Raw genomic sequence first — 13,571 nt, forward strand, 5'->3', positions numbered from 1 at the left:
CGAGTGGTTGAGTCGAGTGCGGGAGGTGCGTGTGTCGGGGTTCGCGCATCTGCACACCGCCTCCGGGTTCTCCCTGCGCTATGGCGCCTCGCACCCGGAGCGGCTGGCCGAGCGTGCCTTCGAACGGGGCATGGACGCCCTCGCGCTCACCGACCGGGACACCCTCGCGGGCTCCGTCCGGTTCGCCAAGGCCTGCGCGAGGGCGGGGATCCGCCCGCTGTTCGGGGTGGAGCTGGCGGTGGCGTCTGCCGTCGAGGGGGCGGCCGTACGGCAGGCGCGGCGACGGACCCCCGTACGCGGTGGTGCCTTCATCGACGAGTCGACTCCTCGGGTGGCGTTCCTCGCCCGGGACGGCGCCAAGGGGTGGGCCGAGCTATGCAGAATCGTTTCGGCGGCGCATGCGGGCGCGGGCGCGGGTGAGGGTGAGGGTGAGGGCGGGGGCAGAAGTGAGAGCCCGCCGCTGCTGCCCTGGTCGGAGTGTGCCGCCGAGGGCCTGACCGTGCTGCTCGGGCCGGCCTCCGACGTGGGGCGCGCGCTCGCCGCCGGGCGCCCCGACCGCGCCGCGAAGCTCCTCGTGCCCTGGCGGGAGGTGTACGGCGACGCCCTGCGTCTCGAAGCGGTGTGGCACGGCCGCGAGGGCACCGGCCCCGGTTCGCTGCGGCTGGCCGCCCGTACCGTCGGCTTCGCCGCCGAGCAGCGGATCCGTCCGGTGCTCAGCAACGCCGTCCGGTACGCCGACCCCGGTATGGGCCCGGTCGCCGACGTCCTGGACGCGGCCCGGCGGCTCGTCCCCGTCGACCCCCGGGGCGAGCTGGACTCCGGGGAGGCCTGGCTCAAGGGGGCGGACGCCATGCTGGCCGTCGCCGAGCGGGTCGTCGAGGCCGCCGGCTACCGCCGCGGCGCCGCGTACCGCCTGCTGGAGCAGACCCGGGCCACGGCCGCCGAGTGCCTCGTCGACCCGGAGGACGACCTCGGCCTCGGCACCGTCCACTTCCCCGAGCCGCACCTCGTCGGCGCGGGCCGCCGCACCGCCCAGCGGGCGCTGGCCTCACGGGCGGCGGCCGGGATGATGCGGCACGGCTACGACACCCGGCGTGCGTACTGGGACCGGATGCACCAGGAGCTGGACGTCATCGCCCACCACGGCTTCGCCTCCTATTTCCTGACGGTCGCTCAGGTCGTCGACGACGTGCGGAAGATGGGGATCAGGGTCGCCGCGCGGGGCTCCGGCGCCGGCTCCCTCGTCAACCATCTCCTCGGCATCGCCCACGCCGACCCCGTCGAACACGGTCTGCTGATGGAGCGGTTCCTGTCCAAGCGGCGGGTCGCGCTGCCCGACATCGACATCGATGTGGAGTCCGCGCGCCGCCTGGAGGTCTACCGCGCGATCATCGACCGGTTCGGCACGGAGCGGGTCGCGACCGTCGCGATGCCGGAGACGTACCGTGTCCGCCACGCCGTCCGCGACGTGGGTGCGGCCCTCTCCCTGGACCCCGCCGACATCGACCGGATCGCCAAGTCCTTCCCGCACATCCGGGCGCGGGACGCGCGGGCCGCGCTCGAAGAGCTGCCCGAACTCAGGAAGCTGGCCAGGGAGTTTCAGCGGGAAGGGGCGAAGTACGGCCGTCTGTGGGAGCTGGTCGAATCCCTCGACGCCCTTCCGCGCGGAGTCGCCATGCACCCGTGCGGGGTGCTCCTCTCCGACGCCTCCCTCCTCGCCCGTACGCCGGTGATGCCGACCAGCGGCGAGGGGTTCCCCATGTCCCAGTTCGACAAGGACGACGTCGAGGACCTCGGGCTGCTCAAGCTCGATGTGCTGGGCGTGCGGATGCAGTCGGCGATGGCGCACGCGGTGGCGGAGGTGGCGCGGGCGACGGGGGAGCGGGTCGACCTGGACGCGCTCGACTTCGAGCGGGGCGCGGGCGACCCGGCGACCTATCGACTCATCCGTTCCACCGAGACGTTGGGCTGCTTCCAGATCGAGTCGCCGGGGCAGCGGGACCTGGTGGGGCGGCTCCAGCCGGCCACCTTCCACGACCTGGTGGTCGACATCTCCCTCTTCCGGCCCGGTCCGGTCGCCGCCGACATGGTGCGGCCGTTCATCGCGGCCCGGCACGGGCGGGCGCCGGTCCGCTACCCGCACGACGATCTGGCGGAGCCGCTGCGGGAGACGTACGGCGTGGTCGTCTTCCATGAGCAGATCATCGACATCGTGCACCTCATGACCGGCTGCGGCCGGGACGAGGCGGACCAGGTGCGGCGCGGGCTCTCCGACCCCGAGTCGCAGGGGCGGATCCGGGTCTGGTTCGCGCAGCGCGCGGCCGCGGAGGGGTACGACGCCGAGACGATCGCCCGGACCTGGGAGATCGTCGAGGCCTTCGGGTCGTACGGCTTCTGCAAGGCGCACGCGGTGGCTTTCGCGGTGCCGACGTACCAGTCGGCGTGGCTGAAGGCGCACCATCCGGCGGCGTTCTACGCCGGGTTGCTCACGCACGACCCCGGGATGTACCCGAAGCGGCTGCTGCTGGCGGACGCGCGGCGGCGCGGGGTGCCGATCCTGCCGTTGGACGTGAACCGGTCGGCGGTCGCCCACCGTATCGAACTGGTGTCTGAATCAAGGGGGTCGGGAGAGGAGAAGGTGTGGGGAATCCGGCTCGCCCTCTCCGATGTGCACGGCATCAGTGAGGCCGAGGCGGCGCGGATCGCGGACGGGCAGCCGTACGCCTCGCTGCTGGACTTCTGGGAGCGGGCGCGGCCGAGCCGACCGCTGGCTCAAAGACTGGCCCAGGTGGGCGCGTTGGACGCCTTCGGTGCCAACCGGCGTGATCTGCAACTGCACTTGACCGAGCTGCACCGGGGCAGCCGGGGTGCGGGCGGTGGCCAGCTGCCGTTGGCGGGTGGGCGCAGGACCGCGTCGGCCGGTCTGCCGGACCTGTCCTCCGCCGAGAGGCTCAGCGCCGAGCTGGGCGTGCTGTCGATGGACGTCTCGCGCAACCTGATGGACGACCACCGGGAGTTCCTCGACGAGTTGGGCGTGGTGTCGGCGCGGCGGCTGCGGGAGGCGCGGCACGGGGAGACGGTGCTGGTCGCGGGCGCCAAGGCGGCGACCCAGACCCCGCCGATCCGCTCCGGCAAACGGGTCATCTTCACCACCCTCGACGACGGCACCGGCCTGGTCGACCTCGCTTTCTTCGACGACTCCCACGACGCCTGCGCCCACACCGTCTTCCACTCCTGGCTGCTGCTGGTGCGTGGGGTGGTACAGCGGCGCGGCCCGCGCAGCCTCAGCGTGGTGGGCGCGGCCGCCTGGAACCTCGCCGAGCTGGTGGAGCTGCGGCGCGAGGGCGGCCTCGACGCGGTGGCGCCCCGGCTGGCGGAGCCCGTGGACGCCGGGGGCGCACCGGCGAGCGGCGACACCGATGGCGCACCGGCGAGCGGCGACACCGGCCGCCGGATCCGCATGCCCACCGGTTACGAGATGCACCCGTGGGCCGATCTGCGGCCGGCGGGCGCGGAGCCCTCACAAGGTCCTTCTCAGGTACGGAAGTTGTGGCACCAGAGTCCAGGGAGTGCGGGATGACCATCCTCTGCGTACGTTTCCAGCTGCCACCGGGGTACGAGGCGGCCCTGCCCGGTCTCCTCGGCCTGCTCGAGGACTTCACCCCGGTCGTGGAGGCGCTGCCGCCCGACGGGGCGCTGGCCGATCTGCGGGGCGCCGAACGGTACTTCGGCCGGGACGCCGAGGAGCTGGCCCGGCTGATCCGGGTCCGCGCCCTCGCGCTGTACGGCGTCGACTGTGTGATCGGCGCCGGGCCGGGGCCGCTGCTGGCGCGGCTGGCGCTGGGGGCGGCCACGCCCGGGTCGCCGTGCGCGGTCCCCGAGGACCTCGTCGTGGACTTCCTCGCCGAACTACCCGTCCGCGCGCTGCCCGGGGTCGGCACCGCGACCGCCCGCACGCTGTGCGAGTACGGCCTCGACACCCTCGGCGGGGTCGCCGGCGCGCCCCTGTCCACGCTCCAGCGCCTGGTCGGCGCGCGGACCGGCCGCGAACTGCACGAGAAGGCGAACGGCGTCGACCGCGGCCGGGTCGTACCGAACGCCGTCGCGTGCTCCCTCGCCACCGAACAGCCCTTCCCCCACGACGAGTTGAACCCGGACCGGCATCGCCGCGCCCTGCTCGCCGGCACCGAGGAACTGGGCTCCCGGCTGCGCGCCCTGGAGAAGGTCTGCCGCACCCTCACCCTCACCGTCCGCTACGCCGACCGTTCTTCGACGACCCGCACCCGCACCCTCAAGGAACCGACCGCCCACTCCCCGGCGCTGACCTCGGTGGCCTACGGCCTGTACGACGCCCTCGGCCTCCAGCGCGCCCGCGTCCGCGCGATCGCCCTGCGCGTCGAGGGGCTGACCCCCGCCGACCAGGCCTCCCACCAGCTCGCCTTCGACCCCGCCGACGAGAAGGCCCGCCGGATCGAGGAGGTCGCCGACCGGGCCCGCGCGAAGTTCGGCCCGCACGCGGTGACACCGGGCACGCTGGCCGCGTAATCCCCTCCTACGGCTGTCCATAGGCCCACGGCGGCACGATCCGCGTGCCGTCGTTGCTGCGCATCGCGCCCAACGGTCCCCTCAGGCCCGTCCGGTGACGGTTCGACGTCACGTGTCAGCGTCCACGACCATCACTTGAAGTTTTTACTGACGCGTAACTTCCCACTTTTTCTACTCGCCCGTAACTTGGCGAAGAAGAACAGCATCCTCGTGATCCGGATCACAGGGCGAACGTCGTCGCACGTCCCTTGAGCCGCAAGGAGATCACCCGATGCTGCCCTGGAAACGCCTGCTCAGACCCTTGGCCGCCCTGTGCCTGGCCACCGCCGCGACCGTCGTCCCCACCGCCGCAGCCGAGGCCGCCGACACGGCCGCCGCGCCCAGCCGTGGCTGGAACGACTACTCCTGCAAACCCTCCAGCGCCCACCCCCGCCCCGTCGTCCTGGTCCACGGAACCTTCGCCAACTCCGTCGACAACTGGCTGGGCCTCGCGCCCTACCTCGTGCACCGCGGCTACTGCGTCTACTCCCTCGACTACGGGCAGCTCCCCGGCGTCGCCTTCTTCAACGGGCTCGGCCCGGTCGACAAGTCGGCGGAGCAACTCGACGCCTTCGTCGACAAGGTGCTCGCCGCGACCGGCGCCCCCGAGACCGACCTCGTCGGCCACTCGCAGGGCGGCATGATGCCCCGCTACTACCTCAAGTTCCTCGGCGGAGCCGCGGAGGTGAACGCCCTCGTCGGCATCGCGCCCTCCAACCACGGCACCACGCTGAACGGCCTCACCGAACTCCTCACGTACTTCCCCGGTGCCGGCGACCTGCTGTCCACCACCACCCCGGCCCTCGCCGACCAGGTGGCCGGATCCGCCTTCATGACCAAGCTCAACGCGGGCGGCGACACCGTCCCGGGCGTCACCTACACGGTCCTCGCCACCAAGTACGACGAGGTGGTCACGCCGTACGAGTCCCAGTTCCTCAGCGGGCCCGGTGTACGCAACATCGTCATCCAGGACCTCTGCGCGCTCGACCTCTCCGAACACGCGGCGGTCGGCCTCCTCGACCGCATCGCGTTCCACGAGGTCGTCAACGCCCTGGATCCGGCCCGTGCCACCCCGACGACCTGCCTCTCGGCCGTCGGCTGACACGTGCATGTGCGGAGACGCCGGGGCCTGTCCGGCCTGAGCCGCCCGACAGGCCCCGGAAGTCGTCGGCGGCCGTGCCGGCCGCCGCTCCTGGCGGGGCTGATCAGCAAGCTAGCCCCAAGGAACCGTGGAATCGCCTGCTGAGGGCGGGTACGAGAGATCCTTATGGTGGCGTTAAGGAGGGGCTAACCGAGGGCTGAGGAAGACGGGTTCTCGTACCGGCCGGTGATCCGTTTCTTACCTGGGCGCGGAACAATCCGACTGCTCATGTCAGTTGATGACCGGCTGAGGATCAGTCGGAGAGAAGCAGAGGAGCGCCCATGACCGCTGTGCGGGGAACATCCGTGGACATCGCCACCGAGGACGGCACCGCCGACGCCTACCTCGTCCACCCCGACGACGACGCCCGGCATCCAGCGGTCCTGTTCTACATGGACGCGTTCGGGCTGCGACCGCATCTGAGGGCGATGGCCGACCGCCTGGCCGGTGCCGGGTACACGGTCCTCGTCCCCAATGTCTTCCACCGGTCGGGACGGACCCCGGTGTTCGATCTGCCCGAGTTCATCGATCCGGGCGCGCGTCCGGAGCTGTGGGGACAGATCATGCCCGTCATGCGGGCGCTGACGCCGGAGTCGGCGCTGCGGGACGCGGCGGCGTATCTGGGGTGGCTGGCCGACAGCCCGCGGGCCGCCGCCGGGCCCGTCGGGATCACCGGCTACTGCATGGGGGCCCGGCTGGCCCTGTACACCGCCGGTGCCTTCCCGGAGCGGGTCGCCGCCGTGGCCGGGTTCCACGGTGGGGGCCTGGCGACCGACGCCCCCGACAGCCCCCACCTGTCGGTGCCCCGGATCACCGGCGAGGTGTACCTCGGGCACGCCGACCAGGATCCGTCCCTGCCGCCGGAGCAGATCGACCTGCTCGACAAGACCCTCACCGAGGCGGGCGTCCGCCACCGCACCGAGGTCTACACGGGCGCGTCCCACGGCTACACCCAGGCCGACACCGCCTCCTACGACGCCGAGGCGGCGGAACGCCACTGGACGGCCTTGCTGGACCTCCTGGACCGCACCCTCACACGGCCCCGCTCATGACGCAGGCGCCGCGCGAGCAGGCCATCAGAGTCGCGGGCCCCGCCGACGTGGCCGCCGTGAAGGCCGTGACGGACGCCGCGTACCACCGCTACATCGAGCGCATCGGACGGCTGCCGCAGCCCATGGAGGCGGACCACGCGGCGAACGTGGCAGCCGGGCGGGTCTTCGTGGCCGGGGACCCCGTGATCGGCCTGGTGGTCGTCGAGGCGTACGAGGACCATCTGTTCCTCGACAACATCGCCGTCCATCCCGACGCCCATGGGCGGGGCGTCGGGCGGCGGCTGCTGGAATTCGTGGACACGCGCGCGCGTGCCCTGGGCCTGTCCGAAGTCAGGCTCTACACACATGCGGCGATGTGGGAGAACCAGAGGATCTACCCGAAGTTCGGTTACGAGGTCGTGGAGCGTCGCGCGGAGGGGCCGCACGAGCGCGTCCACTACCGCAAGCGGCTCGCCTGACCACCTGACGGTGCTCAGCCGTCCGGCCACCAGGTGCGCGCGATGTCCTTTCGCACTTCCCGGCGCTCTACGGGGCGTTCGTCGGCCTCGTCCCGCACACGGCGGGACGTGGACTTCCTCAGGGGCTTCTGCACGGTCGTACGGCGCATGGCTGCCTCCTTGCGTCTACCGGGTTCCGCGGTTTCACGGAGGTAGACCCTTTCCGGGAGCGTTCCTCATCGTTCGTGCTCTGTCAGTGGCGGCTGTCACCATCTGGACTGTCAGTGGCAGGTGTCACTCTGGCGGCATGACCAACATCGACGACGGTGAAACCTCCCGAGCCCTTGAAACACCGAAGAACCCGGCGGCGGATGCCCCCTCGGCGACCCCCGACTGGGACGCGGAAGCCGCCACTTTCGACGACGAACCCGATCATGGCCTGCGGGATCCCGTCGTCCGGGAGGCCTGGGCGACCCGGTTGCGCGACTGGCTGCCGCCCCGCGCCTGCGACGTACTCGACCTCGGCTGCGGCACCGGCAGCCTGTCACTCCTCGCGACCGAGCAGGGGCACCGGGTGACCGGAGTGGACGCCTCCCCGGCCATGGTCGCCCTCGCCCGCGGCAAACTCGCCGGGCACCCCGCCGTGTTCCTCGTCGGCGACGCGGCGGCACCGCCCGTCGGGGAGGAGCGGTTCGACGTCGTCCTCGTCCGCCATCTCCTGTGGACCCTGCCCGACCCGGCCCGCGTCCTGCGCCGCTGGTGCGGACTGCTCCGGCCCGGAGGCCGTCTCGTGCTGGTCGAGGGTGTCTGGGGCACGGTCAGCCCGGTCGGCATACCCGCCGAGCGGCTGCACGGGCTGGTCGCGCCGCTCGTGTCCGACGCGGTGGTGGAGTGGCTGGGGGACGACTCCTCGCTGTGGGGGAGGAAGGTGGAGGACGAGCGGTACGCGGTGCTGGCCCGTCTCTGACCGTCCACCTCGGCACCGTCCACCTCAGCACCGTCTACGCCAGCAGCGACTCCAGGCCGCCTTCGGCGGTGGCGAGCACCTCGAGTTCGTCGAGGGCGGCGACGGCGGCCGCCGCGGCCTCCGGGTCGCTCCCCGCGAGCCCGCTCTCCTCGAACTCGTCCTCGTCCAGCCGTAGTACGGTCGTGCCGTCCGCGGAGCGCCACAGGTCGAGGTCGAGATCCTCCACGACGAGTTCCCCACCGGAGAACGTGGCCGGGCGGGTGATGTCGCAGTACCAGCCCTTCAGCGTGCCCCGCGCGTCCCGGACCTCCTTCACCGCGTACCACCGGTCGCGCCAGTAGTACTCGGTGAAGACGTCACCGGGCTCGAACCGTACGAAGCCGAAGTCCCGTACGCCGTCGCTCGCCCAGGAGGCGCGGACCGCGATCCGGGTGCCGTCGTCGCTCAACAGCCGCGCGGGGTAACGGATCTTCGTACGGCCCGCCTTGAGTAGGACGACGTCCAACTCCTCCATCGAGTCAGTCGAGTTCGCGGACATATCGCACCTCCGTGGCGCACACTTCGTAGCCGAACCACTTGTTGATCGCGAGCATCGGCCCGTTGTCGCTGTCGTTGCCGGTGAACGCCTCCGTGTAGCCGGCTGCGCGGGCACGGTGCAGGGAGTCGTTCTTGGCGAGCTTGGCGAGGCCCCGGCCGCGGAAGGCGCGGGCGGTGCCCGTCATACCGGTGAAGTAGCGGTCCCGGCCGTCCGTGCGGACCGCGGTGAACGCGGCGAGCGTGCCGTCCACGACGACCACCGTGCTCAGCGCGTGGTCGAGGAGCGGGTGGCGGAAGGTCTCCTCCCACCACAGCTCGTAGTCGTCCAGTTCCGCGTCGAGGTCGCCCGGCTCGTCCGCCGTCGTCTCCGCGTCCAGGTCGAACAGGGGGCGCGGGTCGTCCGTGAAGTCGGCGGCCGTGCGCAGCTCGACGCCCTCGGGCAAGGCCCCGAGCGGGGGGAGGGCGCCGTGGGCCAGGTCCAGGCGGAGGAAGTGGGCGGAGCGGCTGGCCGTGTAGCCGCGCCGCTCGGCGAACGCGCGGTTCTCGGGGGTGTCCAGCACCCAGGAGAGCAGCCGCTTCGCCCCCACCGCGGTCAGGCGCTCCTCGGCGGCGCGCACCAGCAGACCGCCCGCGCCCCGGCGCAGGTGCTCCGGATGCACATACACGTTGACGTTGCCCTGGCCCGGTACGGGGCTGTCATGGGCGATGTCCAGCTGCGCGGTGCCGATCACCTCGCCGTCCGCCTCGGCTACCAGCCGCTGGTGGTGGGCCTCGGGCGGCGCGTGCGTGGCGTCGTGGAGCAGGGACTCGGCGGTGCTGACCATGAAGGGCAGCGCCCGCCGTCGTACGTCGGCGAAGGCCTCGGCGTCCGCTCTGTCGGCGGCACGGAGGTCGCGCACGATCACTGTCATGTGAGCGCACGCTACGCGGGCGGCGCAGGGAGTCGCCTCCGAATTTTCGGTGGGTGCGGGACAATCGCCGCGTGACCTTGAAGATTCGCATCGTGGAGGGGGCCGCGCCCTACGAGCAGGTGCGCGCCCAGATCTCCGAACAGGCCCACTCCGGGGCGCTCCCCGTCGGCTACCGGCTGCCCACCGTACGGGGGCTCGCCGAGCAGCTCGGGCTCGCCGCCAACACCGTCGCCAAGGCGTATCGCGCGCTGGAGACGGACGGGGTGATCGAGACGCGGGGGCGCAACGGAACCTTCGTGGCCGCCGCCGGCTCGGCCGCGGAGCGCGAGGCCGCGGCGGCCGCCGGGTCGTACGCGGAGCGGGTGCGCCGACTCGGGCTCAGCGAGGCGCAGGCGTTGGCGGCGGCCCGCGACGCCCTGCGGGCCGCGTACGCGGAGTAGCGAGTGTCGCTAGGGCCCTAGGCCCGCGCCAGGTGATCCGGGGTGCGGGTCGGTTTCAGGCCCGCCCTTCTCGCCGCGCGGGCGAAGGTCATCGCGTCCTCGACGGCCGCCGCGTGCGGGTCGTTGTTGAAGTAGACGTAGGTGTCGGCGCTGGTGGGCCACGTGTCGGCGATGCGGTGGGCCCAGGTCGTCAGGGACTGGCGGCCGTAGTGGGGCCAGGGGTGGGCCCGGCCCTGGTGGAAGCGGAGGTAGGCCCAGTCGGTGGTCCGCCACAGCGGGGTCGCCGGGCGGGAGTGGGCGTCGGCCCAGCACAGGGCCGCGCCGTGGGACTCGAGGACCTCGCGGACCTCGGGCGTCCACCAGGAGTCGTGGCGGGGCTCGACCGCGATCCGGGTGCCGGAGGGGAAGCAGCCGAGGCAGGTGTCCAGGAGGTCCGCGTCGGCCCGCAGCGTCGGCGGCAGCTGGAGCAGGATCGGGCCCAGGCGCTCGCCCAGACCCTCCGCGTGGCTCATCAGGCGGTGCACCGGCTCCTCGGGGTCCCGCAGCCGTTTGATGTGGGTCAGATACCGGCTCGCCTTCACCGCGACCACGAAGTCCCCCGGCACCCGCTCCCGCCACGCCTCGAAGTTCTCCCGCGTCGGCAGGCGGTAGAACGCGTTGTTGAGTTCGACCGTCGCGAAACGCGCCGCGTACTCCTCCAGCCACAGCCGGGTGGGGCAGCCCTCCGGGTAGAGGGCGCCCCGCCAGTCCTTGTACTTCCACCCCGACGTGCCGACGAACAGGGTCATACGGCCATCAAAGCACTACAGGTACAGGCCCGCGTCCGCTCCGCCCCGAGGCTCCGGCAGGGACGTCGGTGACGTGCCGCGACGCAGCGCGTACAGCTCGGCCAGGGTGGCGCCCTCACGGCCGACGCCCTCCTCCGTGCCGAGCCAGCCGACCGCCTCCGCGCGGGTGAGGGCGCCCACCTCGATCCGGGCGAGGCACCGCCCGGGGCGGACCACGGCGGGATGGAGGCGTTCCAGGTCCTCGTTGGTGGTGACGCCGACCAGGACGTTGCGGCCCTGGCCGAGGAGACCGTCCGTGAGGTTCAGCAGGCGGGACAGCGCCTGGCCGGCGGTGTGCTTGGCCTCGCCGCGGATCAGCTCGTCGCAGTCCTCCAGGAGGAGCAGCCGCCAGCGGCCCTTGCCCGTCGAGTCCTCCTCGCCGATGGCGATGTCCATCAGATAGCCGACGTCGGAGAAGAGCCGCTCGGGGTCCAGGACGCAGTCGACCTGGCACCAGTCCCGCCAGGAGCGGGCCAGCGTGCGCAGCGCGGAGGTCTTGCCCGTGCCGGGCGGGCCGTGCAGCAGCAGGAGACGGCCCGCGATGTCCTCGGGGGTCGTCTTCATCAGGTGGTCCATCGCGTCCGCCACCGGGGCCGTGTAGTTCGGCCGTACCTCTTCCCAGGTGCCCGCCGAGATCTGCCGGGTCGTACGGTGCGGGCCCCGGCGCGGCGAGACGTACCAGAAGCCCATCGTCACGTTCTCCGGCTGTGGCTCGGGCTCGTCGGCCGCGCCGTCGGTGGCCTGGCCGAGCACCTTCTCCGCCAGCTCGGCGGTGGTCGCGGTGACCGTGACATCGGCGCCCCGGTTCCAGCGGGAGATCAGCACGGTCCAGCCGTCGCCCTCGGCGAGGGTCGCGCTGCGGTCGTCGTCCCGCGCCGCGCGCAGCACCCGGGCGCCCGGCGGCAGCAGGGTGGCCCCGGACCGTACCCGGTCGATGTTCGCCGCGTGCGCGTACGGCTGCTCGCCCGTCGCGAAACGGCCGAGGAACAGCGCGTCGACGACATCGGACGGGGAGTCGCTGTCGTCGACGTTGAGCCGGATCGGCAGTGCGTCGTGTGGGTTGGCAGACATGCCGCCATGATCCGTCACCGAGGGCTCCCCTTGCATCCGCTTTCCGTAGTGCGCCGGTCGTGTCCGCCGAAGCCCGCGCTCCCCGCCCCCGCGGTCGGTCCGATTGCCCGCGAGTTCACCGGCGGAAGCTCCCCTACCACCACCCCGCACGGTTACTGTTGCCCATGATGGGACGTCATGGGTGGAATTCGGGGGACCGGCGGTGGCGGCTCACCGCGCTGCTCGGCGTGGCGGCGGCGGTTCTCGCCCTGGTCGTGACCTTGCTCAACACGCTTCCCGGGAACGGCGGCAGCACCGCCGGCACCTCGCCCGACGGCGACAAGGTGCACGGCACGCCCGCCACCCCGTCCGAGGCCACCGGACCCGAGGTGGGCTGGGGCTTCACCCACACCCAGTTCAGCGCGGACGAGGGCAGCGAGGCCGCCGTCGGGCGCGTCGAGGAACGCCTCGGGGAGCAGCCCCTGCCGCAGATCCAGCACATCATGGGCTGGGGCGCCGGTAATCCCGAACCCGTCAAGGGGCGTTACGACTTCGAGGACATGGACCGGCGCGTCGACTTCGTCCGCGCCACCGGCGGCACCCCCGTCGTCACCCTGTGCTGCGCGCCCGACTGGATGAAGGGCGGCGAGTCCGGCGCCGACAACACCAACTGGAGCCAGGCCGCGCTGGAGACCGCGCCCGAGCCGGAGCACTTCGCGGACTACGCCGCCCTCGCCGCGACCGTCGCCAAGCGCTACCCCGATGTACGGCACTTCATCGTCTGGAACGAGTTCAAGGGCTTCTGGAACAACAGCGAGGCCCGCTGGGACTACGAGGGGTACACCGAGCTGTACAACCTCGTCTACGAGGCCCTGAAGAAGGTTGACGAGGACATCATGGTCGGCGGGCCGTATCTGGTCATGGACAGTCTCGATCCGCGGCAGAAGCAGGACGCGTCGACATCGCTGAAGGGTCCCTGGGGTGCCATGGACCAGCGGGTCCTCGACGCGTTCGACTACTGGAACAAGAACAAGGCCGGCGCGGACTTCGTGGTGGTGGACGGGTCCAGTTACTCCAAGGACGACGATCTGATCCCCGACGAGTTCGCGGCCACCGACAAGTTCACGGCCGTGAGCGAGTGGGTGCGGGAGCGCTCCGCCGGCCTGCCGTTGTGGTGGGCCGAGTACTACGTGGAGCCCGCCGACGGTGATGACAACCGCCATGGCTGGTCCGAGAACCGTCGCGTCGCCGTCCAGGCCTCCGGGCTGATCGGGATGGCCAAGGGTGGGGCGACCTCCGGGTTCTACTGGAATCCGGAGGAGAAGAGCGGGGAGTGCCCCGGGTGTCTGTGGACTCCCACGGACACGAAGGACGGTGGCGAGTCGCTGCCCATGTACGGCCTGCTGTCCCGGTTCAGCGAGGAGTTTCCGCCGGGGACCAGGTACGAGACGGTGTCCGTTGCGGCGGATGACAAGCCGAACGTCCGGGTGCTGGCCGATGACAAGGCTGTGCTCGTGGTCAACACCCTCGATCGCAGGATCAGTGCGGAGATCGACGGTGAGAAGTTCGATATGGGTGCGTACGAGGTGAAGTGGCTCAAGAGGTGACTGCCGCGGGGGGCGTGG

General features: G+C 71.8%; 13 protein-coding genes. 8 read left to right on the plus strand and 5 right to left on the minus strand.

Going from position 1 to position 13,571, the window contains the following annotated elements:
* Positions 1–31: 31 nt before the first annotated feature.
* The 5 genes from JIX56_RS36920 (at position 32) to JIX56_RS36940 (ending at position 7,235) form a co-directional block, all read left to right on the plus strand.
* The gene (locus tag JIX56_RS36920; RefSeq protein ID WP_257547138.1) at positions 32–3,580 is read left to right on the plus strand and encodes a DNA polymerase III subunit alpha; all 3,549 of its coding nucleotides are present in this window, start codon (positions 32–34) and stop codon (positions 3,578–3,580) included.
* Positions 3,577–4,545 (plus strand): DNA polymerase Y family protein, encoded by a 969-nt coding sequence (locus JIX56_RS36925; protein ID WP_257547139.1) that lies wholly within the window; start codon positions 3,577–3,579, stop codon positions 4,543–4,545. Before JIX56_RS36920 ends, JIX56_RS36925 begins: the two co-directional genes overlap by 4 nt.
* Positions 4,546–4,816: 271 nt before the next feature.
* Positions 4,817–5,686 (plus strand): esterase/lipase family protein, encoded by an 870-nt coding sequence (locus tag JIX56_RS36930; protein WP_257547140.1) that lies wholly within the window; start codon positions 4,817–4,819, stop codon positions 5,684–5,686.
* A gap of 320 nt (positions 5,687–6,006) precedes the next feature.
* Positions 6,007–6,777 carry a dienelactone hydrolase family protein gene (locus tag JIX56_RS36935; RefSeq protein WP_257547141.1) on the plus strand — a complete coding sequence of 257 codons (771 nt, stop codon included), beginning with the start codon at positions 6,007–6,009 and terminating at the stop codon, positions 6,775–6,777.
* Entirely contained in the window at positions 6,774–7,235 is a 462-nt protein-coding gene (locus JIX56_RS36940; protein WP_257547142.1) for a GNAT family N-acetyltransferase, read from the plus strand. Before JIX56_RS36935 ends, JIX56_RS36940 begins: the two co-directional genes overlap by 4 nt.
* Positions 7,236–7,249: 14 nt before the next feature.
* Here JIX56_RS36940 and JIX56_RS36945 read toward each other — a convergent pair whose 3' ends face one another.
* Positions 7,250–7,384 carry a hypothetical protein gene (locus JIX56_RS36945; RefSeq protein WP_086751667.1) on the minus strand — a complete coding sequence of 45 codons (135 nt, stop codon included), beginning with the start codon at positions 7,382–7,384 and terminating at the stop codon, positions 7,250–7,252.
* A gap of 137 nt (positions 7,385–7,521) precedes the next feature.
* On the opposite strand from JIX56_RS36945, the gene JIX56_RS36950 reads away from it, so the two are divergent.
* Complete coding sequence (locus JIX56_RS36950; protein ID WP_257547143.1) at positions 7,522–8,181, plus strand: class I SAM-dependent methyltransferase; 660 nt, start codon at positions 7,522–7,524, stop codon at positions 8,179–8,181.
* A 34-nt stretch (positions 8,182–8,215) separates the two neighbouring features.
* Here JIX56_RS36950 and JIX56_RS36955 read toward each other — a convergent pair whose 3' ends face one another.
* The gene (locus JIX56_RS36955) at positions 8,216–8,719 is read right to left on the minus strand and encodes a DUF402 domain-containing protein (RefSeq protein WP_257547144.1); all 504 of its coding nucleotides are present in this window, start codon (positions 8,717–8,719) and stop codon (positions 8,216–8,218) included.
* A complete protein-coding gene (locus JIX56_RS36960) occupies positions 8,700–9,629 on the minus strand; it encodes a GNAT family N-acetyltransferase (protein WP_257547145.1) in 930 nt (309 codons plus the stop codon). The genes JIX56_RS36955 and JIX56_RS36960 overlap by 20 nt, the downstream gene beginning before the upstream one ends.
* Positions 9,630–9,700: 71 nt before the next feature.
* Between JIX56_RS36960 and JIX56_RS36965 the strand changes: the two genes are divergently transcribed.
* Positions 9,701–10,069, plus strand: coding sequence for a GntR family transcriptional regulator (locus tag JIX56_RS36965; RefSeq protein WP_257547147.1), 369 nt, complete (start codon positions 9,701–9,703; stop codon positions 10,067–10,069).
* A 17-nt stretch (positions 10,070–10,086) separates the two neighbouring features.
* Here the strand turns inward: JIX56_RS36965 and JIX56_RS36970 are convergent, their stop codons facing one another.
* Both JIX56_RS36970 and JIX56_RS36975 read right to left on the minus strand, forming a co-directional pair.
* Positions 10,087–10,857, minus strand: a complete 771-nt coding sequence (locus JIX56_RS36970; RefSeq protein ID WP_257547148.1) for a DUF72 domain-containing protein — start codon at positions 10,855–10,857, stop codon at positions 10,087–10,089.
* 15 nt (positions 10,858–10,872) lie between these two features.
* Positions 10,873–11,967, minus strand: coding sequence for a DUF5925 domain-containing protein (locus JIX56_RS36975; protein ID WP_257547149.1), 1,095 nt, complete (start codon positions 11,965–11,967; stop codon positions 10,873–10,875).
* 167 nt (positions 11,968–12,134) lie between these two features.
* On the opposite strand from JIX56_RS36975, the gene JIX56_RS36980 reads away from it, so the two are divergent.
* Positions 12,135–13,553 carry a GH39 family glycosyl hydrolase gene (locus JIX56_RS36980; protein WP_257551320.1) on the plus strand — a complete coding sequence of 473 codons (1,419 nt, stop codon included), beginning with the start codon at positions 12,135–12,137 and terminating at the stop codon, positions 13,551–13,553.
* Positions 13,554–13,571: the final 18 nt, after the last annotated feature.

Origin of the sequence: Streptomyces sp. CA-210063, assembly GCF_024612015.1 — a bacterium.
GTDB lineage: Bacteria > Actinomycetota > Actinomycetes > Streptomycetales > Streptomycetaceae > Streptomyces.